This window comes from Tunturiibacter gelidiferens (assembly GCF_013410115.1).
GTDB lineage: Bacteria > Acidobacteriota > Terriglobia > Terriglobales > Acidobacteriaceae > Edaphobacter > Edaphobacter gelidiferens.
Genome location: NZ_JACCCV010000001.1, coordinates 2278490 through 2302992, shown reverse-complemented (window position 1 = coordinate 2302992; position 24503 = coordinate 2278490). Strand labels below are relative to the sequence as shown.

At 55.2% G+C, this 24503-nt stretch carries 14 protein-coding genes, 2 tRNA genes and 1 pseudogene; 8 read left to right on the top strand and 9 right to left on the bottom strand.

The window, feature by feature from the left end; genetic code table 11:
• Window positions 1-17 precede the first annotated feature (17 nt).
• Window positions 18-1928 carry a type II secretion system protein GspD gene (locus tag HDF12_RS09815; protein ID WP_179582481.1) on the top strand — a complete coding sequence of 637 codons (1911 nt, stop codon included), beginning with the start codon at window positions 18-20 and terminating at the stop codon, window positions 1926-1928.
• On the opposite strand, the gene HDF12_RS09810 is transcribed toward HDF12_RS09815, so the two are convergent.
• Window positions 1903-3357, bottom strand: coding sequence for a PAS domain-containing sensor histidine kinase (locus tag HDF12_RS09810; protein ID WP_179582479.1), 1455 nt, complete (start codon window positions 3355-3357; stop codon window positions 1903-1905). The two genes, HDF12_RS09815 and HDF12_RS09810, sit on opposite strands and share 26 nt — an antisense overlap.
• Before the next feature lie 160 nt (window positions 3358-3517).
• On the opposite strand from HDF12_RS09810, the gene HDF12_RS09805 reads away from it, so the two are divergent.
• The 3 genes from HDF12_RS09805 to HDF12_RS09795 all read left to right on the top strand — a co-directional run bounded on the left by HDF12_RS09805 (window position 3518) and on the right by HDF12_RS09795 (window position 5042).
• Window positions 3518-3592: transfer RNA gene (locus HDF12_RS09805), tRNA-Gly, on the top strand.
• A 67-nt stretch (window positions 3593-3659) separates the two neighbouring features.
• Window positions 3660-3734 (top strand) — tRNA-Cys (locus HDF12_RS09800).
• A gap of 366 nt (window positions 3735-4100) precedes the next feature.
• A complete protein-coding gene (locus HDF12_RS09795) occupies window positions 4101-5042 on the top strand; it encodes a tyrosine-type recombinase/integrase (protein WP_257025458.1) in 942 nt (313 codons plus the stop codon).
• Window positions 5043-5554: 512 nt separating this feature from the next.
• On the opposite strand, the gene HDF12_RS09790 is transcribed toward HDF12_RS09795, so the two are convergent.
• Window positions 5555-5821 (bottom strand): hypothetical protein, encoded by a 267-nt coding sequence (locus tag HDF12_RS09790; protein WP_179582477.1) that lies wholly within the window; start codon window positions 5819-5821, stop codon window positions 5555-5557.
• Window positions 5822-6567: 746 nt separating this feature from the next.
• On the opposite strand from HDF12_RS09790, the gene HDF12_RS09785 reads away from it, so the two are divergent.
• Window positions 6568-9996, top strand: a complete 3429-nt coding sequence (locus HDF12_RS09785; protein WP_179582475.1) for a TonB-dependent receptor — start codon at window positions 6568-6570, stop codon at window positions 9994-9996.
• Between the two features lie 394 nt (window positions 9997-10390).
• Here the strand turns inward: HDF12_RS09785 and HDF12_RS09780 are convergent, their stop codons facing one another.
• The 4 genes and pseudogenes from HDF12_RS09780 to HDF12_RS09765 all read right to left on the bottom strand — a co-directional run bounded on the left by HDF12_RS09780 (window position 10391) and on the right by HDF12_RS09765 (window position 13019).
• Complete coding sequence (locus HDF12_RS09780; RefSeq protein WP_179582473.1) at window positions 10391-11278, bottom strand: ParB/RepB/Spo0J family partition protein; 888 nt, start codon at window positions 11276-11278, stop codon at window positions 10391-10393.
• An 87-nt stretch (window positions 11279-11365) separates the two neighbouring features.
• A complete protein-coding gene (locus tag HDF12_RS09775; protein ID WP_179582471.1) occupies window positions 11366-11782 on the bottom strand; it encodes a DUF6908 domain-containing protein in 417 nt (138 codons plus the stop codon).
• A pseudogene (locus tag HDF12_RS09770) lies at window positions 11782-12709 on the bottom strand (ArdC family protein). Before HDF12_RS09770 ends, HDF12_RS09775 begins: the two are co-directional and overlap by 1 nt.
• Window positions 12710-12743: 34 nt before the next feature.
• Window positions 12744-13019 carry a hypothetical protein gene (locus tag HDF12_RS09765; protein WP_179582469.1) on the bottom strand — a complete coding sequence of 92 codons (276 nt, stop codon included), beginning with the start codon at window positions 13017-13019 and terminating at the stop codon, window positions 12744-12746.
• A 674-nt stretch (window positions 13020-13693) separates the two neighbouring features.
• On the opposite strand from HDF12_RS09765, the gene HDF12_RS09760 reads away from it, so the two are divergent.
• Together HDF12_RS09760 and HDF12_RS09755 are read left to right on the top strand one after the other, a co-directional pair.
• Window positions 13694-14437, top strand: coding sequence for a hypothetical protein (locus HDF12_RS09760; RefSeq protein WP_179582467.1), 744 nt, complete (start codon window positions 13694-13696; stop codon window positions 14435-14437).
• Window positions 14438-14472: 35 nt separating this feature from the next.
• A complete protein-coding gene (locus tag HDF12_RS09755) occupies window positions 14473-15363 on the top strand; it encodes a hypothetical protein (RefSeq protein WP_373563883.1) in 891 nt (296 codons plus the stop codon).
• A 378-nt stretch (window positions 15364-15741) separates the two neighbouring features.
• Here HDF12_RS09755 and HDF12_RS09750 read toward each other — a convergent pair whose 3' ends face one another.
• Together HDF12_RS09750 and HDF12_RS09745 are read right to left on the bottom strand one after the other, a co-directional pair.
• A complete protein-coding gene (locus HDF12_RS09750) occupies window positions 15742-16752 on the bottom strand; it encodes a hypothetical protein (protein ID WP_179582465.1) in 1011 nt (336 codons plus the stop codon).
• A gap of 204 nt (window positions 16753-16956) precedes the next feature.
• Window positions 16957-18084, bottom strand: coding sequence for a serine hydrolase domain-containing protein (locus HDF12_RS09745; RefSeq protein ID WP_179582463.1), 1128 nt, complete (start codon window positions 18082-18084; stop codon window positions 16957-16959).
• A 184-nt stretch (window positions 18085-18268) separates the two neighbouring features.
• Here HDF12_RS09745 and HDF12_RS09740 point away from each other — a divergent pair, with 184 nt between their 5' ends.
• The gene (locus tag HDF12_RS09740) at window positions 18269-20239 is read left to right on the top strand and encodes a right-handed parallel beta-helix repeat-containing protein (protein WP_179582461.1); all 1971 of its coding nucleotides are present in this window, start codon (window positions 18269-18271) and stop codon (window positions 20237-20239) included.
• Window positions 20240-20589: 350 nt separating this feature from the next.
• Here the strand turns inward: HDF12_RS09740 and HDF12_RS09735 are convergent, their stop codons facing one another.
• The gene (locus HDF12_RS09735; RefSeq protein WP_179582459.1) at window positions 20590-24378 is read right to left on the bottom strand and encodes a hypothetical protein; all 3789 of its coding nucleotides are present in this window, start codon (window positions 24376-24378) and stop codon (window positions 20590-20592) included.
• Window positions 24379-24503 lie beyond the last annotated feature (125 nt).

The following is a 24503-nucleotide window of genomic DNA, read 5'->3' as shown; positions in this document are numbered from 1 at the left end:
CGTCTAATCAGCAGTCGATGAGACCCACCTTCCAAACCCGTGCGTCCACATTTGCAAAATACACTGCCGCGCTCGCCATCATCAGTACAGTCTCTTTTACCACCCTGGCTCAGTCCAATTTGGGCCCAAACGCCAGCGTCCCCGAAGTTGTCTCCAAACGAAACGTTCGGGCTGCTGAAGATGCCTACCTCTCTGGTGCGCGACTACTGGATCATAACGATTTAACAGGCGCTGAGTTGAAATTCCGTGAAGCAACCACTCTCAACTCCTCCAATCATGACTACGCCCTGGCGCTAAGCGTCACCCACCAACGCCACGTCACCGAACTGATACAGCAGGCTGGTAAAGCGCGTCTCTTAGGGCAGCATGAAAAGGCCGAAACACTCCTGGCTGAAGCTCGCCTTCTAGATCCTGAGAACAAGACGGTAGGATCCCAAGTCGACAACGGCGAACTCCCAAGGGCCTTCCATCCGGAGATAGAACCTTGGATTCGCGAAGGCCCTGCCATCGCTGGCCCCGTCACCCTCGAGCCCAATGCCGGTCAGAAGAGCTTCCATCTTCACTCCGACGAGCAAGACGTTATCCGTCAGGTTCTGTCAGGGTACGGGATCCGTCCAGTATTCGATGAATCGGTCCAAAGAGAAAATTTGCGTTTCGATCTCGACGACTCGACTTACCAGCAGTCGATCCCTGTTCTGCTAAACATTACCCACCTATTCGCGGTACCTCTGGACGCCAAAAGCGTTTTTATAGCTAAAGACACCGTAGATAATCGCCAACGTCTTGAGCGTCAGTTGCAAGAGACCATCTACATCCCGGGCATGACCAATGAAGACATGGACAGTTTCGGCACTCTTGTGAAGAATATCTTCGACGTCAAAGAAGTTGCGGTTGGTAAGGCCTCCGGCACCCTCGTCCTCCGTGCGCCCCAAGAGACCCTGACCTATATCAACCTCACCCTCGCTGATCTTATCGACGGTGGCAGTGAGGTCATGATCGACCTTCAACTTTACTCCGTCAATACGACTAATCAACGAAACATCGGCGCGCAGCTTCCCCAGCAGGTTGGTATCTACAACGTAGCTTCAGCAGCGCAAAGTATCGTCAGCTCCAATCAAAGCCTCGTAAACCAAGCCATTGCCCAGGGTCTGGTCCCGGCTGGATCAAGCAATATCGTTATCGCGCTTGCGCTCATCGCCTCAGGCCTCGTCCAGAGCACTTTACTTTCCAATACGGTTGGCTTTTTCGGCGGCGGACTCACCCAAACTGGCGTTACTACAAATCAGTTCGCCGCCTTTAATCTCTCGCTTACTTGCAGCGACACTCGCGCCCTCAATGATATCCAGATCCGAGTCGGGGACCGTCAATCTGCCACTTTTCGGGTCGGGGAACGCTACCCCATTACTACGGCGACCTACTCCTCTGGAATTAGCAACTCATCCGTACCATCCAACGCTACCATCAATGGGGTTTCTGTCTCGAGCCTGCTCAACTCCGCAGCCGGTACTTCGGCCACAATCCCTCAGATTCAATACGAAGATCTCGGTCTGACATTGAAAGCAACTCCAACTGTTCAAAAATCAGGCGCAATCAAAATGCACATCGATCTTAAGATTGAAGCACTGAGCGGCGGTACTGTTAACAACATCCCAATCCTCAACAGTCAGCAGTTCGCCTCGGATGTAACTCTCGATGACGGAGATACCGCGCTCATGGTCAGCAGCCTCGCCAAAAGTGAAGCGGCAAGTATCAACGGCTATCCCGTGTTGAGCGAGCTACCAGGCTTTCAAACCGTTACGGCAGATCGTGTGACAGACACGAGTTCCAGCGATCTCCTCCTTCTCCTCACGCCTCACATCACTCGTCGCCGATCCAATTTAACGGTCGGTCCTAGAATCGCAATCAATTTACCTGAGCCACCAGGTTAGGACTTCCCTCTACCGGCAACCAAACCGAGAACACAGTGCCATGTCTCTCACCACGCCGTGTTCTTGCCCTGATTCGGCCGCCGTGCTTCTCGACGATGCCCTTGCTCACCCAGAGTCCAAGTCCTGTTCCGGTAAGTTCCTTCGTCGTCTGGAACGCTTCGAAAAGGTGCTCCTGCATCTCCGGCTTAATCCCCTCTCCTATATCCGCAACCGTCAGACGCACCCCGGGAGTTCCACTGAGACCATCCCGCTGCGGATGCAACCTTATCGTTAACCGCCCTCCTTTACTCATGGCGTCGAGCGCGTTCCTGACAAGGTTATTAATCACCTGGCGAATCTCTCCTTCGAGCACTCTCACCCTTGGAGTCGCCATCAACTTTAAATCGATCTCTATGTTCCGAACGAGAGTCCGTCCCGTATATAGAGCCATGACCGTTCGCAACAGCTCCGCCATATCCACATAGGTCGGCTTGCTATGCTGTCGGTTGAACCTCAATGTTTGCAACGTGATTTCAGTGACTCGAGCCAATTCACCTTGAGCCAGGGCCGCATAGTGCTGCGTATCTTCCATCGATTCCGATTGTCGAATCAGATACAGTAGGTTTGTAATCGACTCGAGCGGATTATTGATCTCATGGGCAATGGACGAAGCCAACTGCCCCACCGCAGCCAGCTTTTCTGATTTTCTCAGCGCCTCGTCCTGCAGCCGCACCTGCGTGACATCAGTATTCACAGCTACGCCGCCAAGTATCTTTCCATTTAGAAAAATCGGCGCTGCCACACTTCGAATCCAGCGATCCGACGTTTTTACCGTCTCTGTGGACCACTTCCCAGCCAGCGCTGTCTCCAGCGTCTTCAACTCCGCCGGAAACGTGCCGCCACTCATCATCTTGGCAACGTGGTTGGAACGGACTTTCGCATCGGAAGTCGCTATATAGACCCCATGCGGCATGCTCTCGATTACGGCATCCAACTCGGCCGTCTTCTGTTCCGCCAGTTCATAGGCTCTGCGAAGATTTTCCTGTTGTTGCCGGAGTTCGGTCACCTCTCGGAACGTTACCACTACGCCTGCAACGCGTCCCTCTATAACCACCGGCTGTGCGGAGATTTCTGCGACAAAGCTGCTTCCATCTTTTCGAAACATAGTGTCCGTCAGCCGCCTCAAAGCTTTACTCTTCCGCACCACGTCATAGATCGGGCACTCGGAGCCAGGAAAATGACGCCCGTCCGGATAGTGGTGATGCACAAGTTCGTGCATATTGTTGCCCAGCATCTCCTCGCTGGCAAAGCCAAAGCAATTCACCGCCATACGATTAACGAACGTACAGTTCCCTTCAAGATCCAGCCCCCATATGCCCTCTCCGGCTGAATCGAGTAGGGCCTGCCAATGCTGCATCTGCCCCACGTTTTGTAGTAATGGCTGCGTCATCTACCTCATTCCTGTACGGCACTCGCTAACTCTGAGCCAGTCAACAAATGAGATGCAGTTTTTTGTCTGGTATGACGCTCAGAAAAAGAAACGCATTTGCGACTGCACGTCACACCTCGTTGACCATACTGAACATGGCCGCTATACTTGAACCTGAAGAGCGGGAGTAGCTCAGTGGTAGAGTGCTTCCTTGCCAAGGAAGATGTCGCCGGTTCGACCCCGGTCTCCCGCTCCAAATCACATCCTGCCTGCGGTACACTTCTCCTACAATCCAGCAGGGCAGAATTACATAGCCCACCCGAGGCGCGGTACCCAAGTGGTAAGGGAGAGGTCTGCAAAACCTTTATGCGTCGGTTCGATCCCGACCCGCGCCTCCATAATCTTATCCTTTAGAATCAAATAGATTTGAGTTGCTGGTAGAGAATTGTGCTAAATTTGTGCTAAGGTTTTGGCGTGGTTATCCCGAAAACCTCCGGATCGAGCGCATAAATGTCCATACAGTCCAAGTCTCCAACATCCCTACCATCACTATCTTTGTTCGACACAGGGGCGACTGCCCGCGTGCGGGTGATGAGTTCTATAAGGGTTGTCGATGCTCGAAGCATCTACGTTGGTCAACCGGCGGCAAGCAACATCGTCAGGCCGCGAAGACGCGTACATGGTCCATTGCGGAGGAGAGGCGGCGGGAGATAGAAGCGCAGTTCGCGGCGGCTGATCCGACGCGCCCCGCAGAGGTCGTCCGATTGGAAGAGCTATCCGGCAAAACAATCGAGCGAGCGATTGAACTTTTTCTCAGTGACAAGGGTTCGCAGGGTATCGACAGTGACGTGCTAAAAAAGTACGACCGTGAACTTATGCGGTTCCGTCAATTCATGGAGAAGCGATCTAAGTTATTTCCTCGCGAGATTGCATTGGACGATCTCACAGAGTTCCGGGCCGGTTGGCTGCACCTCTACCCTTCTTCTACTACCCGCTCCAAAGTTCAAGAGCGTTTGAGGGCGTTTCTGCGCTACTGCTACGAATCGCAGTTAGTTGACAGGGTGCCGAAGCTATCCCCGATCAAGGTAGATGAACCTCCCACGCTCCCCCTCACAAACAAACAATACACAAAGCTGCTCCAAGTGATCCGTGACGAGTTCACCGACGATAAGGCAACCCGAGCCCATGCGCTCGTGAGACTCATGCGTTTCAGTGGCCTTGCGATCCGCGATGCGGTCACCCTGGAGAGAGAAGAAATGAAGTGGGATAACGAAGCGAAGCTTCATCGTGTCGTCACCAATCGTCAGAAGACGGGCACACACGTATCAGTACCGATCCCTCAGGACGTGGCGGCGGAAGTTATAGTTGCGATGAAATTGAATGAGAATCCTAAGTACGCCTTCTGGAATACTGGAACCGGCAAGCCGCAGACCGCCGTTACGAATTGGCAACACGACCTTCGGCAGATATTTAGAACTGCAGGAATGGAAGACGGGCATCCACACCAACTACGAGATACATTTGCGGTGGGGTTGTTGGAGCAGGGAGTGCCTTTGGAGGAAGTATCGAAGTTGTTAGGGCACGAGTCGATAAAAACGACGGAGAGGTTCTACGCGAAATGGGCGAAGGCGAGGCAGGATCGGCTCGACTCTCTAGTCGTGGCGACATGGGTCACGCCGGAGCACGGTGCGAAGGCTGGCCATTGACTCGTTACTGCTTTTTTTCTTTGTCAATATGCAGATCCATGGTCACCTTCAACCGTAGGACAGCTTGATCGAATTCCCTTCCCCTGATCGTTAGAATCGCCAAAGGTAGTGTAGATGGTATTGCCCCCCAGGGATTCACTAATTCTGAAAAATCAAGAAGATATGTCGATATTCGACGATGATCCCCACAAAATTCCCACACAAAAAAATAATATTTTATCGTCTGATTTCCCGCGCACTTCGTCGGACTTTTTTGGACCAGTTTGGACTCAGCGAACAAACAGATCGGTGGTTCCCATCGGCTTGTTACCGGCTAGATGATCCGCCACAAAGGTCCTCGCAGGTCTTGATCGAAGGGACGAGATCGTCGCAGCGACCGGCGTGGATATCCTTGGCCCCCTTGGGGGTATGAATTGACTCTCACTGCGGCGTCACGCGATCCGCTGAACCCATTGGTTCCGCCAGGCCGGCAGCGATATTCATCTGTAGCATTTATCTCTGCGGTGGTTCGCCTACTTCAATGAGAGCGGATGTTCCGATTCGACTCCACTGAACGTGCTAACCGGGAACCGGCAGCCAGTGTGTTTTTGAAGATGTTCGATGTGGGCTCTGGCTCCGGTGTTGGATTCTTTGAGCGCCTGCACGGGGCCGTGGCAATATTTGCAGCGCATGATCTCGTCGCGTTCTGCAAGCGCCTGGTAGAGGGTGCATGGGAGCCAGCGTCCACGCACCTTCACCTCGCACTCGGTCATCACCGGCGGTTTCTTCTTAGAAGGCACTAATGCGCTTAGATGCCTCCCAATGAGTTGTCCACATACTCTTTTCTTGTCTTTTGAATCTAGTGTTCTATGTGACCGCGCCTTGAGCAGGCGCGGGCCGCCGTGGCTCAGGTAAACTGCACTTCGGCTTGGTTTACTAACAAACGCAATCGTTCGACCCCCAGTTGTCGATAACAGGTCAAGTCACTGATCTACTTCACTCAACGAGTGACTCAGCGATTTATCACTCTTTGACAAATCAGGTATTAGTCGCCTTGACGCGATTACGCAGCCGTGAAAAAGGCCGAGCGCTCCCCGTATGGACATCAAGCGCCGCAACCGCACAGTCACTTAGAAACAGGAACCACGAACTGGGCTCGGGATACGTACCTGCTACTTTGTGTTTTCAATGGCTTACAGGGTCAGTCGCACGCGGGTTCGCAAACAGCATGTTCAGGATCTACCGGTTTCTATCCTCGTGAAAACGCATGAGTTGTTAGGCCGGAACCCTTCACGTACGCAGCAATCGTTTTTTGAGGTTTCCGTGATACTTCCAAAATAATGTTGCAATGTTTGCAGAGGACGATTAGGTTTATCGCCTTATCTTTCTCTAGATGCGCCACACTTCTATTAGCCGTTCGGTTTTTGGAATACGGAATATGTTGAAGCACCGCAGCCTACCGCCACGAAGCTGGCTTCTTTTTTCGTTCAGTATAAAAAACCCTTCAAGGCGACCAGCGAATCCTTTGCTTTCCTTTGGAGGTCATATGAAACGACTACGAACACGTCTCCTGCAGGCTGTTCTCTACAGCCTCGCCGTCATCCTCACCATCACATCCCTGCCTGCCCTCAACGCCCAGATCTACCGCGGTGGCATTGGAGGCACCGTCACTGACTCTACCGATGCGGCCGTCGTCGGTGCAGCTGTGTCTGCCGTAGACACAGCTACGAGCCTTACCTACAACACCGTGTCCTCAAGCTCGGGCGAATTCAACTTTTCGAATCTGCCTTTGGGCAGCTACACCGTCACCATCAGTTCTCCCGGCTTCGCGACCGCGAAGTACGACAAGGTGCAGGTCGTTGCCGGCCCGAGTTACACGCTATCCGCGAAGCTGACCCTCTCTTCAACTGGCCAGACGGTGGAGGTGACAGCTGCCGCATTGGCGCTCGATACTGAGACGGATGTGCAGGCTACAGTTCTTCCGGAAACGGTTGTGCAGAATCTGCCCAATAGCGGCCGCGACTTTACGCAAATGCTCGCTCAAACTACAGGATTTGCTGGATTGTCCACCGGAGGCGGCGCACTCTATGCCAGTGTGAACGGAACCCGGTCCAACGCGGTAAACTGGCAGATCGAAGGCACGGACAACAACGATCTTTGGTGGAACATTCCCGCAGTCAATCAGGGCGGAGTCTCTGCAATAGCGGGCGTGATCTTTCCCATCGATGCCATTGAAAACTTCTCCTTTGTCACCACGGGCGCGACCGAGCTTGGGCGCAATCCGGGCGGAACAGCAAACCTCACCATCAAATCCGGCACCAACCAGCTTCATGGCACAGCTTACTACTTCAACCATAACGAGTTCTTTGAGCGGCAGAATCCCTTCTTAACCAGCAAGGCTGCATCGCGGAATCAAAACTACGGATTCTCCGTTGGCGGCCCGATTCTCAGGGACAAGTTCTTCTTCTTTCTGTCCGGTGAACATCAGAACTTTTTGATCGGCGCTGAAAATCACGCGACCGAACCATCGGCTGCCTATCAGAGCGCTGCCTATGCGCTCCTCGATTATTACGGCGTACCCCATAACACCGTGTCGGTAAATTTGCTGAATGGAAACGGCACTCTCCGGGGCCTCTGGCCAGCCGCTGCACTCACCGGACCTGCCAATCCGGAAAACTACCAGGCCTCAGGAAATCTTACCGGGCATAGTTTCAACGGCGTTATCAAGTTGGATTACAAGCTCTCCGACAAAGACCATCTCTCCGCCAGGTGGTACGTGGGTCAAGGCACGCAGACCGCGCCAACCTCCTCCGATCTGACACCGTACTTCGAGAACGCACCCATCCACGTTCAAAACTACTCTTTGATCTACAACCGCATTATTACCTCTTCGATGGCCAATCAGGTCGCTGTGGGAGTCAGCTATTTCAACCAGGTGTTTGGCGATGCCGATACAGGATTCAATCCCATCGGCCTCGGATTCAACACAGGTGTCACCGATCCAGCTCTGCCGGGCTCCCCCCATTTGGTCATCGGTCCCACCAGCAGCAGTAATGGCCTTTCCGCTGGCAACACTGGATTCGATCCGACCGGTGTCACTGCGCCTTCGGGAAGGAATGACATCACCGGCCACCTTGACGACGATTTAACCTGGACCAAAGGGGCGCATCAGCTCCATTTCGGCGGTGAGATCCGCCAGGCTCAGGTTGACGACTTCTATCAGACCGGACAGCGCGGAACCATCTACTTCGACGGCTCTCAGGGCCCATGGAACTACGCGACAAACTTTGTCGACGGAGTGGCGCAGACACCGTGCTCTGCATTAGCTACAACTAACCTTGGAGTAGCTCCCGGAGCTAATCTGAACACGACATCCAATGTCCTTTTCCTTGCAGACTTCCTGGCGGGATGCTTGAATCCAACGTCTTCGAGCATCGTTCAGGGAAATCCGAAGCGACAGGTTTTCGTGAACACATTTGCCCTCTACGCTCAGGATGCCTGGCAAATCACCAAACGTTTCAACTTCAACTACGGCTTGCGCTACGACTATGAAGGCCCTGTGCACTCTGACTACCCCAACCTCTCGATCTTCAACCCATCGAGCCCAACCGGTCTTTCAGTCGCAGGGCAGGGCGTGGCAAACGTCTATCCCAAATTCTGGAGCGGTGTAAGCCCGCGATTCGGGTTTGCCTATCAACTGGATAGCACCGGCACTACGGTCCTTCACGGTGGCTACGGCTTTTACTACGACTCCGTCTATATGAAATCGATCTTGCAGAATAACGGCGCGCAGAACATCGCCGTCTTCGGGCCAGGCCAGAATCCAGCAGGCATTGATCAGGTCGTGAACGCACAGGGTCTCAACCAGGTGGTTCAGTCAGGAGTTGACATCTTTCCTGCCTTCAATCCCTCAAGCATCCTTGCCGATGCTGCGCCGGGTAGCATCACCATCTCCACCTTTGACAAGAACTTCAAGCCTGCCAATGTGCAGATATTTGACCTGAATATTCAGCGCAGCCTCACAAACTCAGTCATTGCCCAGATAGGGTACGTTGGCTCAAAAGGAACTCATCTCATGGGCTTGTTCGACATCAACGCCGCCGCTCTGGGAAGCGCCTACAACCCTTGCCCACCCCCAGATGTCCTTCCCGGAGGTTCTTGCAGCGTCAATCCCCAGCAGCTCACCCGCCCCTACAACACCCAGTTTCCAGCATTCGGCGTGATCGACGCAGCCCGAAGCAATCTCGGCTCCATATATCACTCGCTTCAATCAAGCCTGCGCCTCCAGGGATGGCACGGTCTAACCGCGCAGTTGGCCTACACCTGGTCGCATTCGCTCGACTATGAGACCGGAGCTCTGCCTTATGTCCCGCAAGACCCCACCAATGAAAAAGGAGAGTACGGAAACTCCGACTTCGACGTTCGCAACACCTTCACAGGGTACTTCAACTACGCAATCCCAACCTTCCGCGGGCCAGAGCGGCTCATTCACGGCTGGGAGCTGAACTCCGGATTCTCCTTCCACGGCGGCACACCTTACACCGTCACTGCGAGTTCGAATGTCAGCGGAAACGGGGAGTTTGCGGACCGGGCGGTACAGGTGATTGCTAATCCCACAGCCGGTGTCTCCCACGCCATCGTCAACGGCTCGGTTCAATGGTTCAATCCCGCTGCCTTTGTTGACCCCGCGCCCGGAACCTACTCCCCAACACGCCGCGGACAGAACTACAATCCCGGCTATAAGGCGTTCGACCTCTCTGTCATCAAGACGACAGCGATCACCGAAAGAGTAAGAGCTCAGTTCAAGGCAAATATCTACAATCTGTTCAACACCACGAATCTGGCACCGGTAGGTTTTCCATCGACTGGTCAGGTCGGGGCAATCGGCTCCACGCTTGGACCCTATCTCGGCAACCCCACCATCGGGCCGGGCGAGCCTCTCAATGTTGAATTCGCCTTGAAGATCCTCTTCTAGCTCGAACAACAGAAAAGCCCCATCCTCCATCGCGGGGGCGGGGCCTTTCGTCGTTCAATCTCTTTGCTGTCGATTCCATTCTCATGGCCATACTTCGTTGTCGCTTTGCTTGAGATCATCCTGATCTATGCCTATCGAGCTAACTTCGCAGGCATCTTCACCGCCAAAGCGAAGACAGTCGCTTAATACAAACCGACAGACGACACCTAGGTTTGACCTTGCTGCGGCATCTCTGCCGCGCAGCCGGCGAGCGGAGGCGGGGGGGCGAGATGAGAGTCCGGGAGAAACCAAAGCGGTTTCTCCCGGCGCGGCGCGGAAGCGCCGGTGCCGTTGCAAAAGAAAGCCCCGGACGAATCCGGGGCTGAAGAAGAAGGGCGTTGCTGGCCCGATGCAGTTAGGCAGCTTTCTGCTTCTTGGTTGCGCTCTTTTTCGGAGCAGCCTTGGTGAGTGTGGGCGTCTCCTTGGATTTGCTGCTGTTCTTCGGCTTGGAAGACTTCGGCTGCGGTGGAGCGAATGCAGCCTCGGCCTCGGACAATGGGTCTGGTTCGTTTTCACGCGGAATGCCGACGTGATCGGTCAGCGCGAGACGCAGGGCGAAGCCGGTTAGCTTGTCCTCTGCGGTGTTGTCGAGTGCGGCGAGTACGATTTCCTCGTCGGTCTGCTGGCCGTTTTCATCGTTCCCGGCGAAGTGGCTGGCGGGTAGCAGATGCGGCTCTTTGTCGTTCCAGTCCTTGCGCCAGCACTGCTCGAAGGCTGCGGCCTGATGCTCCTGCGGCAGACGGGCAATGAGGTTGGCGTGGCTGGCGGTAATGCGCTCCTCGACAAATGCCTGGGCAACGGCAGGTATGAGTTGCAACAGGGACAGACGAGCGTAGATGTGCGATGCACTCTTGCCCGATTTCAGAACAAGCGCGGCCACGTCGTAACCGGGCATGTCGAGCAAGCGTTGGAAGCCCTGCGCCTCCTCGTAAGGATGCACGTCCACACGTTGAGAGTTTTCGACGAGCTGCCATTCCATGGCGGCTGCGTCGTCCAACTCAACGATGCGGGCAGGGATGGAAAACAACTCGGCTAACTGTGAGGCACGGAATCGTCGAGCACCCGCAACAATCTCAAAGCCTTTGGCGGCTGGTCGAACGGTGACGGGCTGGATGAGGCCGTGTTGCCGGATGCTCTCCGCAAGCTCCTCCAGCTTCGATTGCTCGAAGGTGAGGCGCGGGTTGGTGGTGGACTCGTGAATCTGGTCGATGGCGATGAATTGGAATGCGCTGCTGTCCTGCATGGTGCCCTCCTTTGGGCGTGGTTGTGCGGTGAGGTTGTAGAGCGAAAACGCTTCCCTGTCTCCGCTCCGGTGGGCGGGGAACTTGGGCTAACCGCGTATGTGCTTGTGCGGTTCGAAGGCTTCGGCGAAGCCTTGCAAGCGAAGGTTGTTGTCCCACGTCACAGCGAATCGCTGGTGCTGCTCAAGCAACTCGATGAGGTGGACGTAGCGGTCGCGAACGATATTGCGGCTCCACTGCTCGACGGCCACGTAGTCGTTCCGCCAATAGAACGCGTCCAGATGTGTGCCCCCGGCGAGACTAAGCTCGAAGCACATCTCCGGGTCACGCATGAGGTCGCCATTCTGTTCGCCGTAGTGGGCCACGGAGAGCGCGGGAAGTCCCATCGGGCCGGACTCGTCTATTGCCTCGATGACCAACTCCATATAGGGAGGGTTATCGATCTTGAGATAAAGGCCGTGGTGCCAGCCTCCGGCCTTCCTGAGAATGTCGAGGATGGTTTGCATTACGCCACCTTCGCCAGTTCTGCATCGGGCATCGTCTCTGCGGTTGCGAACGATTCCAATGCGGCGAGGATGATGGCGGAGGTCTGCTGGATGACCTCCAAGCTCTCGGCCAGCAACGACGCATTGCCGTGGTACAACTGGATATAGTCCGCCGAGGCGGTTCCGGTTTCGAGGCCGACAGCCCTCCCAATCACAAATGCAATCGCCTCCGCCTCCGTCTCGCGGACTACCTTGGTGGTCGCCGTCCGGCGTTCGGCCTTGTGTAACATCTCATGCGCCAACTCATGTACCAGCGTGGAGAACTCCTCGGCCTTGGACTGTCCGGGCAGGATGGCGATACGTCCGCCGTAGCTCATGCCGAGTGCAGGTGCAATCTTCTCCGTATAGGTGAGTGCAATTCCCTGCTTCTCAAGCAGAGCAAGAAGACGGTCGCGGTTCGCGCCGACATCGCCGGAGATGCCGTGGAGTTCGGGCAGGTCGACGCCATCGGTCTGCGAGACGTCGAAGACGAAGGCGCTGCGGAAACCAACCAAGAACCGGGTGTTCTGTTTGGTGATGTCCTTCTCTGCTTCGGCATCGGGCTTGCGCTTGATGCCCACAATGGGAGCGAGAATGCGAATCCCTTTCTCGCCAGACTTAACCGAGCGGCCTAGCTGCTTCCAAGCCCAGAATCCGGCCACACGGGTGGCCGTGGGCATCTGCCGAGCAATCTCCAGCACATTGCCGAAGCTGTAGCGATGGAAACGGCTTCATGGCGTTGAGGTAGGCGGTGAGTGCGTCGGAGTGTCCGGCCTCCAACTGCTCGATGAGGGCTTTCACGTTGGCGGCGATGATCTCCTTCGCCGTCTGTGGCTGTTGCGGCTGCTGCTGTTCTTTCGGGTTTTCGGTGGTGGAGCGACGGTTGCTGTTGGCGGCTGGGGTGTTCATGGGTGCTTCCTCCTTAGGGTTATGGAGCGGTGGCTTATGCAAGACGCGGATGGTGTTTCGCGTCATGCCAATCGAGTGCGGGGGTGATATGGGTTGTGGTGAGGTCTTCCAGACCATCGCAGAGAAATTCCACGGGAACATTCCCAAGAACCTCTCCGCAGGTGGGGCAACAGACTTTGACCGTATCGCCGCAAAAGCCCAATTGCGCGAGGTCTACGGTGTCCTCGCCGAGGAGGTAGTCGCCCATCCGCACGTTGGCGAAACGCCGCCATGGGAAGGGGTTTGGTGTGGCTGGTGTTGTGGTTCGCATCTGGCCTCCCGCTTCTGCTTTTGCACGTCCGCGTTGAAACGCGGCATGTAAATGCCGAACGCCACCTGGCGAAGGCGGGGGTAGCAAGCGTCAAGGGGAGGGGTATCTCTCACCCTTGGAACGGAGCGATAGCGGGAGTGGATAGGGCGCAGCGCAGCGGAGGTCTGCACAAGCGAAGCGCGGAAGATTGGGGAGACCCCTTGACGGGCGCGGGGGGCAGAGCTCCTGAGCGTACTTAGCACTTCCGTTACAAAACAGAGCGGAGACATGGTTTACAGCGAAGCGCGACGGCGACGGTTCCTCAGGTTTGCGCAACGCACGACGATGTTTTATACCCTGGAAAGAGAGTCGGATCTTGGATCAACGTCTGCAGTTTTTGTCGAGTTATCAGAAGGAAGAGATGTCAGTAGGGGACCTGTGTTGTACATCCGCCTCCAGGCAGTGGACAAAACGTAGCGTTTCCGTATGCCACGGAAGAGTGCTCATGCTAAATTGCTCTCTACAAGCCAAGCGTTATCCTTGTCACTCATCCTTGAGCGACACCGCGGCACTTTCCGTTGTATGAGTCTGGTACCGCGGCTTCGAAAGCGGACGTTTGAGATGCACTGTTGGTCTGTGAAAAGACGTGATAGAACCGAAACTTCGATCTGGCGATAGAGTTGACGGATACGCGAATGCCTCGAAAAGATTTCGCTAACCCAGGCGGGACTGGTGATCATATCCGGGATTTCCGGGATCGCGTCGTGAAAACCATTGGGAAGATCCTCCAAGTCCTCCTAACCCTCCTTTGGTTCGTCTTCCCGATCGTTTTCTTGAGAACAATCTTCTGGCTCGACAGGCAGACAGACTACTATCAGCGATGGGCGTTTTCTAGAGTGTTTCTCTATGCCCTTGGTACAGTGCTGTGGCTCGGCGTTGCGTTGATTCTCTCGTTTGATGACAATCCGTCTATTCATCTTCCGGGTCGCACATTCGCTCGCGAAAGTTTCATGGCGAGAGCGGTATCTGCCCTGATCGCCGCATCGCCTGTACTGTGGATTTTTATCTGGATCCGATTGGGAATACCACCCAGTCGATCCTTCCTCTATTACTGTATTTATCTGGCACTTCTGATTTTTGTCATCCGGTTCAATCAGAAACGTAGAGCTAGTTTCTTGACACGGCAACATGTATTCGGTCTTGGCGCATTAGCAGCAATGCTTTTGACGAGTGCTGTGTTCACAATTTTCCCGATCCTCTGGGCAGATATAACAATGCGCGTGGCGGATGATTCCTTTCTCGTCCCGACGCTTGTTACCCCATCGCCGTGCAATAGTAACAACGCCGTAATTGCTCATATTAGCGACCTTCACATAACCGAAAACAGAGAACACGCGACGGAAAGCTTCGCGGAAACGAACGTCTTCCGCCACTATTAAGTCGAATTGACGGATCCAATGCGGCTTATCTGATCGTGTCCGGTGATCTCACAGACTCGGGAAGTCCTAGTGCTTGGAAGATCACCAGTTCGATTCTCACAAAGGGGCTACCACGAACCCGCGTGATCGCAACGCCCGGTAATCATGACCTAAACGAGTTTTTCGGTCTCGATCCAACCCAGCAGCAGTTGCGAGAAAAGGACGACGAGATCACAACGGACATTGAAAAGATGCCACGTTTGTCATGCTTTATTGTTTATCAATCCCTTCTGTTCCCGTCATTGCAGACGTATAACAACATTTCACTCTCGAAGCTTGTCGCGGAGATTCCAAAGAAATCCACCATTACCCCGGAGGAGGAACAAAAGTGCTTCAAGCAATGCAAGGATCTATGGGGACCGGGAATGCACGAAACACAACAGTGCTTTGCTTCCTGCCGCCAGAATTGGCAGTTCGCGCGCTTCGATTACCTCTACTCATTCCGGGATATGTTCCCTTTAGTGTATGTGGATTATGATCGAGGTATCGCCTTCCTTTCTTTTGCTAGCACCCTTTATCACAGCGACACGGTCGGCGATAATGCAATCGGCGAGATTAGCGAGGAGCAGATTGTTAGGGCCAGGAAGCTATTGAACGGATTGCCCCCATCGGTGAACAATTGGGTTTTCACGATGCACCACCCATTGATTCGTCAGCATAGTGATCTAGCGTTTCCATTTCACCTTTCGGACTTGAGACATCCTATAGCGTGGGCCGATAGATTATATGAAAGCGACTGGTTTCTCGCGATCTTTTTGCGAAATGACCCCAACGAATCGAGGAAGCTATCGGATGTCATTTCTAAACAACTTGATGACCGACCAGAGGCGAAAGCCTTCGTCTTTTATGGCCATCGACACCGACGCCCGCTATCTCGGATTGGATGAATAACGTTTATCGAGGCTCCAAATGTCGCAACATCCAACCCTGATGATTTTGGCTTCTACTCGGTGAACCCAATGCGTAACACTGCCGAAGTTTCATGGTGCGCAGTCAAATAGGCTCAGCCGTTTCGTGGACGCACTTGGCTAACCCTCTTTGATCTGGTCCGGCCTTTGTGGGGTAGGGCTGTGCGGGAGCGGGTTGTACATGGCTTCCGTATACGCGTGCGTACGCACGCAAGATCCATTGGGGAGGGCGTGCGGGAAGGAACGTCCCGCTGAGATTCTCTCTCCCTTGTCTAGGCTTTGTTCCTGAGCCTTAACACGGCGCTTGGGGTCTGTCTGTTGGTGGCCGTTAAGCAGCCGGCAAGCGTTGGTCAGCGCTCAGCGCGCGTTGCTGTATTTGAGAACCAAATTGGTGAGCGTACCTGGTTGGTCCTCCGGTAACATCTTCTTTGGCCATCGAGCCCAGCTTTGTATGATCGCGTGGTCGGGAATCATGGAAGGATTGGATTCAACCATGCGAAAGCGCTGTTCTGCTTCTCGAGTCCATACAGCATCGCTTTCCTCCTTTGCCCCGCCGCCGTCATAGATAATTCCGAACTTCAGACCGGCCGCGATAATGCGACTCTTGACTGCTGGTAACTGTTGTTGCCAAGGCCCATTCCATGCCACGTCAGCATGGAAGAAGCTCAGCGGCTCACCCACCACTTTCCGATAGACCTGAGTCCATTGCGAGATCTCCTCCACCCAATCAGGAGGTTGGGCAGTACCGACGGGCTCGATGTCGCCGATCTGCACAGCAGAAAACTTCTCACGGAGTGCAGCAACGCGCGGGGCGATATCCCGAGCGACGTCCTCCATCGTCCACCCGCAGGCGTTCTTTCCGGAAAAATGATGCGCGTACCAGAGCGGTTCATCCATCGCGACATAGGCCAGCACGCCGCCAGCTCTTTGAATGCGATTGGCGACCACCTTGGCGTTGTCCGGTGCGGCGAACCCCTCGACACCCACTCCGCATACCTGCTGGCCGGCACTATCCTTTCCTGACAACAGTCCCATTTCGATGGCCAGTGCGATGTTCCGTCTTTTCAAATCCGAAAAAACGGCTTTCAACTCCTCGTCCGACTGATGCATGACAAGAGCGCCGTTGATCATGAACACACTGACCGTCTGCGCCGATTTCGACCAAGGCGCATCCGGTTTGAAAAGGTCCATATAGTCGGAATCCGATTCCTGGAACGTCTGCTGACGCACGAATGGCGGGACGCCGGACAGCCACACTTCCGAAGATGAATCTAGCCGGTTCTGCGCGGCTACCCCGGCGGGTGCCATAGCGAGGCACAGCGTCAATGCAAAAGCTATGAAACAAGAGACCCGCCTTCTGAAACGCATTGTCATCCCTCGTGCAGACAAAATATCACGATCTCTCCGGATGGCCGGCTCCGCGGCGGGATAACCCTTTGGTTCATTACCCAAAGAGCGGAACAGCCTAGGCATCAGAAACGGTGGTTTCATGGTGTACAAGTGGGTTGCCGCTGAGGGAAAAGGATCGATCTATGCAGCGGACGAACTTTGGACGTTCGGTGTGTAGTGACCCTACTTGCACTCGTCGCCGCACCAGGAGTTCGCAAGCATGGAAAGCATCGCCATGTAGCTCGAGGGAGAGACGTAAGCACGGTAGTTCTTATCGATGTCGACCTGGTGAACGACGACCATTCCGTTCGCGGGGAGCACAGTGATGTACGTGCCACCCGTGCCAGCGGCTGTATACGCACCTTGCATAAATCCGATGTATGCATTACCGAGGAACATCTGTTCGTCCCAGACCCACCAGAGTAGACCGTAGCCCCAACGCTCCGGTTCGCCATAGTTCCGGAAGCCTGTCGGATTGATGTCTCGGAATTGCGTAGCGACGTAAGTGCTGTAACGCGCCCAGTCGCAGGAGATCACGGTCTTGCCATTCCATTGACCGCAGTCCAGCATTAGCAGGCCGAGTCTGGCCATGTCGCGCGTCGAAAGATACATGGCAAATTCGGGAGGGACGCTTTCCGGCGCATAATTCTTCTTCTGTTGGCCGAGGACAAAATCCTGCATACCGAGGGGTTTTGCTAGGTCATCTTGCAGAGCCTTGAAGATGTCCCTGCCAGCAAGCTTCTCGAAGGCCGTTCCCGCCGCATCAAAGTCCCAGTTGTTGTAGATGAAGTGGGCGCCGGGAAGCTCCGAACCTCGAGGCGGCATGGTCTTCGCCTGGCCGTCATTGCCCGTTGGGATGTAAATGCCGGAGCGAGACCCCATCAGTTCTATGAGCGTCGCGTTCTCCTCCATTGGCAGAAACGGCACCTTATCGTCGAGGCCGAGTTGCCTAACAGTTTTGTTGAGGGCATCGTCTTTGATCTGGTCTTTGAAGACGTCAGCGCCATAGAGCATGTTGAGCACGCTTTTGCGGACGGAGGCGATCTTGCTGGTGTGGCTGACGTCGCCGTAGGAAAAGATTACCCGACCCTGGACGATGACCATCATGGAACCCGTGTCCTGCGTCTTCACCCAGCCACGCAAGGCCTCCAGCCTGGCGCTTGAATATCCGACGGACTCGGGTGCGGCTGTCACCCATTCCGCGCCGGGAACGACGCTATCGGTGATGTGCTTTGCAGGGGGAGTCTGGGCGGCAACGGACAGGCTCGTCAGGGAGACGATCCCATAGGTCAGCGCGCGAAAGAGCTTCATAGCGCCAATCCTCCAATAGAAGTTTTGTATCAGACTTCGCGGCCGAGAACTAACCCTCTAATCTAGTATGGAAAAGCTACGCCCTTCAGAAATGCCTACACTGACAAACAAATTGGTTCACAGAGATCGGGCAGGCCACCGTGATACCGTGGTCTCGTTTCTTCCCCCACCTCCGGAGGCACGAATGCTCCCGTTCAGCACGAAGATGGTCGCAGCCTTCGCTGTTGCACTCCTCACCACCGCACTCGCTGTCAGCCAGACCGTCGCTCCCGCCAGCACCCCCAGGAACACACTCGCCGACTACGACCCGGGCCTAGTCAAAAAGATCCACGCCTTCGGCCCGCTATTTTCCGACGCCATCTCCCGCAAAAACACCGAAACCGCCGCGCCGCACGACTTTGTCGAAGACCTTCAGGTCCCCGACGGAACCAAAGTGCGCGTTCTGGTCAAAGCCCCCGCCCCGGCCAACCCAGCCAAAATCCTGAAGCTCGCCCCCATCGCCCCGGCCCAAACGCCCAACGACTACTTCGCCACCGCAATCACCCAGGCCATCTCCGGCGGCTACGCTCAGGTCGTCTTCCCCAAAGCCACCTACAACTTTGTGGCGCCCACACACGCAGGCGCATCGCACGTCCTCATCAAGGGCGCCAACGACCTCATCATCGACGGCCAGGACTCCACGCTTAACTTTGCCTCGCCTTTGTCTGGCGGAGTAAGCATCGCGAGCTCCCAGCGGCTCGTCTTCAAGCGCTTCAAGCTCGACTGGCCCAAGACCCTGATGGCCTCCATCGGCACCATCGTCTCCATCAACAACAAGGCCAACACCCTGCGCGTCCGCATCGCGCCCCAGTACCACGTCGAGTCCTCCACCCAGATCATCGCCCTCACGCCCTGGGACGCGAAGTCGGACCCCGCCAACCCACACTTCTCCCTGACCTCCTTCTACAAGGAGCAGTACACCAACAACACTGGTACCCGCTTCGTCGGCAACCAGACCTTCGAAATCCCCTACTACAACCACTTCATCCAGGTGGGCGACGTCTTTCTCGTCCGCCACTTCGGCGCGGCCCCCTGGATGAGCGCCATCTCCGTCGGCGGCCATGACATCGACTTCGAGCAGGTCAACGTCTACGCCAGCCCTCTCATGGGCTTCTCGATCTCCGGTGGCAATGGTTACCGCCTGTCTCATTGCAGCGTCACCCGCCTCAGCGCCGCACGGCTCATCTCCAGCGCCGCCGATGCCGTGCACGCCGCCGACACCGTCGGCGACATCATCATCGAAGACAGCACATTCGCCTACCAGGGCGACGACGGCCTCAACATCCACGGCGCCATCGGCGGCACCGCCAAAGCAGGCCAGAACTTCCTTCACTGGACCGTCGGCGGTGAAGGCTCCTGGGCTCCCTACGGCTGGGCCAAGGAAGACCCCATCGGCTGGTTCGACAACGTCCTTGGCTTCCACGGCACAACGCCGTTTCAGTCCGTCTCCCATGCGCCTTCCGGCCTTCAGATCAACCTGAAAGACAAGGCACCCCCAGGCACAACCAGGGTCTCGGATCTCTCGCACGTCGGTGCGCGCTTCGTCATCCGCAATAACAAATACCTCTACAACCGCGCACGCGGCATCCTGCTTCAGTCGTCCTTCGGCCTGCTGGAAAACAATACCTTCATTGGCCAGACCCTCCATGGCCTCATCCTCGGCGTAGCACCCGACAGTGAGGGTCCCGGCGTGCAGAACGTCATCGTTCGCGGCAACCACTTCTCCAATGTCGGCAGTATCCCGCAGATTCAACCACTGCCAGATCCCGATGCCGCCTACGGTGCCATGATGATCTCCGTGCAGGGCGACGCAAACAACGTGACTTCGCAGGTTCCGGTACACGCCAATCTCGTCCTCGATAGCAACACTTTCACCAATCTCCGCGGGCCCGGCCTGTTCATCACCCGCGCCAACGATGTCGTCGTAGTCAACAACCAGTTCACCAACACCAATCTTTCACGCTTACCGTTTGTGAACCTCGGAATTGCCAACCTCGGTGGCTCAATCGTCATAGACCACGCACACAACATCTTCCTCTCAAACAACACCATGAAGGGCGCAACCACCGGCCCTATCTCAATCGACTCAAAATCAACCGATGGAATCAAACGCTGACCGTGGGCATATAGTCGCCGTTGGATAATATCCACACCCCTCCCCCCAACCGGACCAGCATGACGGGGGCGTCCATGCTTCGTAAGCGTTATGTCTTCCCCTCTGGACGTGATCGAGTGCGGGTGATGACGAGGGGCTGACGTGCGGGCGCACGCCGACGCAATCGAAGCCGGAATTTCGGGTTCGCGGCTGGTGGGGCCTCGGAGGCCGGCCACTGGAAGTTGACACTTCGAGATGGCACAGTGCGCCGTTGGGGATTCCATCTAGGCTAGTCAGCTGGTAAGGTTTCATGCGTGACTAACGCCCTTATCCCCAACCAGTTATAAGAATTTCCTCAATCTGTGTGAGTACTATTCTCGAAGACGCATCTCCTCCACACGCTGGTCTTCGCGTTCTGCTGAATGTTCCCAATGTTCTGCGAGTCCGATTAGCATTAGTTTGGTTCGGGGCCACGCATTGACCTTCAAAGCGTCCTCGCGCAAGCTACCTGCAAGAGCACGTTCCTGTTTGCCACCGTCGAGTGGAGCGCGTCTAGTCACGCCTCGCGAATTCAATTTCCCGATAACGATGCCTCGTTCGATTTCATGGGATTTCCATGTCTCCAAGCCGTCCCGAATTGCCTGATGTGGCCACACTTTGTCTTCTGGATCAGGGAGTGCATGGCAGAGCATTTTCCCGATGTATTGTTCCGCGATTGCGAGCCTGTCTGCTGCTTTGGCGAGCCGGCGAGCTTCTTCCACCCAAGCATCAAGCGCGAGCGGATCAATTGACGCACCGTCTCCCCCGGGAATGGTCGTGAAGCTTTCGAGCAGCGTCAAACTAGTTCGAGCGCGAGCACGCATCTGTGACGAAATGTCCTCCGTGGGCTCGCCGCGATCAGCCTTTCCCCGGAAAACATGCGAGATTACCTGAACAAAAAACTCTGGGCTTCTGACTAAGTATCGGTCTAACGCGGAGTTTGGATCGGAAGTAGACCACGATTCTCGAAGTAAGGGTAGGTACCGGTACTCCCAGCCAGCGACTACCTCGAGCGACGTGTCATCGCGGCTTTGGAGCGCCTTGAAAATGAACTTCATCTTAAAATCAAGAACGTTGTCGTTCAGTAACTTCGGATTTTGCGCGAACCTTTTCTCGAATTCTTCGAGCAGCCTGATTAAATTCGAAGTGGAAATCTCATTTGCTCGCTGGTACAGCGCGTCGATAACGAACTCCGGGCGTTCGGCCTCGAGATAGTTATCAATCGCATCGTCGAAGTCTTTTCCGGTCGCTTGAATGCCCCAGGCCCGCCTCCTTTCCCAAAAATGTTTCCGCGCATCGTCGCCGAATCCTGCAATCCACTCCCATGTAAAGCGATTGTGAGGCCACCACTCAATCAGTTCTTGTAACTGACTTTCGGTGAGTTTTCCTTGTCCGAATTCCGCCCGGATGAGGTCAGCCCAATTCTCACCGAATCTCTGATAGGCTGTGCTCGATGCGGCCCCTGAAAAGCCCAAGTCCGGTTTGCCTGAGTCATTCTTCGCCAGGACGCCATTCATAACAGTCGCCATGTCCTGACCGACCAAGCCAAAAGCAGCCCCAACGTAGCGAGGCGCTTCTACATCGCTAGAGAACTGAATGACTCGACCGACGCCACCATCTTGTAGGATGCGTGCAACGACCTCTTTTCTCAGTTCTTCAGTGCGAGTTAAGAGGTTCTCGGGTTCGACGCCAGGAATATCAGGAAAGACCTCTTTGAATAAATACTGGTCTTGCATTTCTGAATCCTTCGGGGCAATCTCTTTCAATATCCTTTCAAGAGGCGCCAACTCCTCCGAGGGTAACGACCAGTCCGCTCCCGCGTACGTCTTGTGTCGCCTGACAAAGTCAGCGAGATGTTGCCACAGTCGTTGTTTGTCTTGTTCATGCATGAGCGAGACAGATTTGGAGAAAGCTGCAATAACGAGTTGACGATCTGAGGGCAATAGGGAGCCCAGCGAGTCGAGAACGGATTCCCAACGCATTGGGTCGGTGCCCGCTAGTCGCACCGCTAGGCTCACGATGGCAGTTATTGTCTTATAGAGAATTGCCCATGTGAGAGTTTCACGCTCTGAAGCGCCCGCATCTCGGAAGTGAGGGCTAACTGACTGAACGCCGGTGTCAAGTATTTTCGGCATGAGTGCAAGAAGCAGCTTCCAGCCAATTTCTGGATGGGCAGCCACGAGGGTATCGATCACCGCGAGCCGGAATTCATGCGATGCATTGGTAAGCGGCTTCCAGGTGAGAAACAAGGCGCGCAGGCTATTTAGGGGCCGGTTCGAGTAAGTGCCCCCCGGATCAATCTCCGCGAGGCGCGCTAGTATGTCGGCGGCCCTTGGCAAGAGTTGCGGGTCTTGGCCAGCAACCTCTAAAGCCCAGAGCAATCCCGTGTGAGGGCTGCTTCCGAATAGCCAGTTCTGATCCTTGGTATCCCGGAAGATCGGCTTGAGTTTCATCCCGTCGCCCTCAAGCAAATGCTCAAGGGCTGAGAACAAAGGGACGGGAGATGCCTCCATTAGCATCGGGAGTTGCGCAGAAAGACTAGCTATGACGCGATAGTCATCGCGCAGGCCCGGGATGTCCGCAACCAGTTGATTCACGAAATCTTGAGGCGACCCTCCGTTAATCAGGGTGTCGTTCTCAACTCCTAACGCCGCGAGTATTAGCAACGTTGTAGTAATTCCGTCTCGGAGCCACAATGAATGCGTGAGGACTTTATTTCGGAGTCGCGCATACGCACGCTCTCCGGGTGGCAGTTCGAGTGACGGATCGATTTCCGACAGCACCTTCTTCGCAGTTTCTTTGAGGCGCACCCAATCTGTGTTCGTGATCAAGTGCGCGACATGAACGAACATATCGACCGGTGCGCGCACTGCCCAGACCGCCCCTACTGTCTCTAAAGGGGCGTCCGGCAACGCTAGAAACGCCCGTAAAGAACTTTCTAAGTCGTCATAGGTGGGAAAACCCGAAAGCGCGAGGACAGCAGCTTTGTCCGCTTCCGACGATTGATCCCATGCACCAGCTAAGAACGCCGGAATCAGATGACGAGAATTCCGCCAAGTGGGACGCTCGGAATCTGCGCTAGCGATCGTGCGAGCAAGAATACTGACGCTGCGTCCGCATCCATAGGCGAGCTTAAGAGCTTTATCCTCCGCGATTCCCATAGTGCAGAGTGCCTCGCTCATCTCGTGGACCAACGGACGAATCAGAGCGATTGCGCTGGATTGCTTCGTGCTGTCTCTGCCAATCGGAACAATGACGCAGCGATCGTCCAGTAACCCGCCGTATCTGACCCCTTCCCCGCGCATCGCAAAGATCAGATTGGGTCTTGCCTTCAGCAGTCTTGCGGCATTCTCAGATTGAACAACGAGCGTCCTCGCACGAAGATATTCGCGCTCGCTATCGCTGGCGGATCGAATTACGGCCGCGACAAACGCTAGCACCTCATCAAGGGAATCTCCTCTATACCGATGAATGCCAGTGGCCGTAGACAAAGTTTGGAGAAGTGCTTGACTCTGCTCGCCTCTGCCAGCAAGAAGAACCGCTTCGGTTAAGTTTGGATTGAAGTGCGAAGCATAGCTCTCCCAAAACTCGTCAATGTCTTGTACATCTTCCTTTGGGGCGAAGCCATTCTCGCGGGCGAAGGTAGCGGAGGCGGCTGGACAAAGTTCGCACCATTCTTCCAGCGCGACTCCATCAATGATCCGAATATCCTTCCATGGCGATCCTTCTTTTTTCTTCTTGGCAACCCAGGTCGAGGACTTTGGCCAAGTTTGGGGTGTAACGAATACAAACGTGGTTTCTGCCTGATTGATTCCGTCTCCCGGATCCTTCTTACGTTTTTTCCAGTCACTTTGTGCTTTGGTTCCCGGCGACTCGGCAACTCCCCATTCCCATACCGATGATCCTTCGGGTATGTACGTTCTGAAAGCGCCCTCTGGTCGCGCGACGAGTTGTCCGTCCCACCCTTGGATTTGAGCGCTGTCGCCAGATGGAAAACGGAATGCGGTAACGTCAGTGACGGATGCCCGGATGAGCTGCCCCACAAGGCGAGGGAGTGCGCTTCTCGCATCTATACGTTCTGAGGCCCAAGTAGAAAGTTGCTTCGCGTCGATCCATCTCATTTGCTCTAGCCTTTCGTCACAGCGCGCAGATTCCTCAATTTCGCCCTCATCTGAAGAGCAACCGGGAGTGACCCAAATTTCAAAGAAGTCGCCACACGAAATCGTACACGCTACGGATGCGGTCC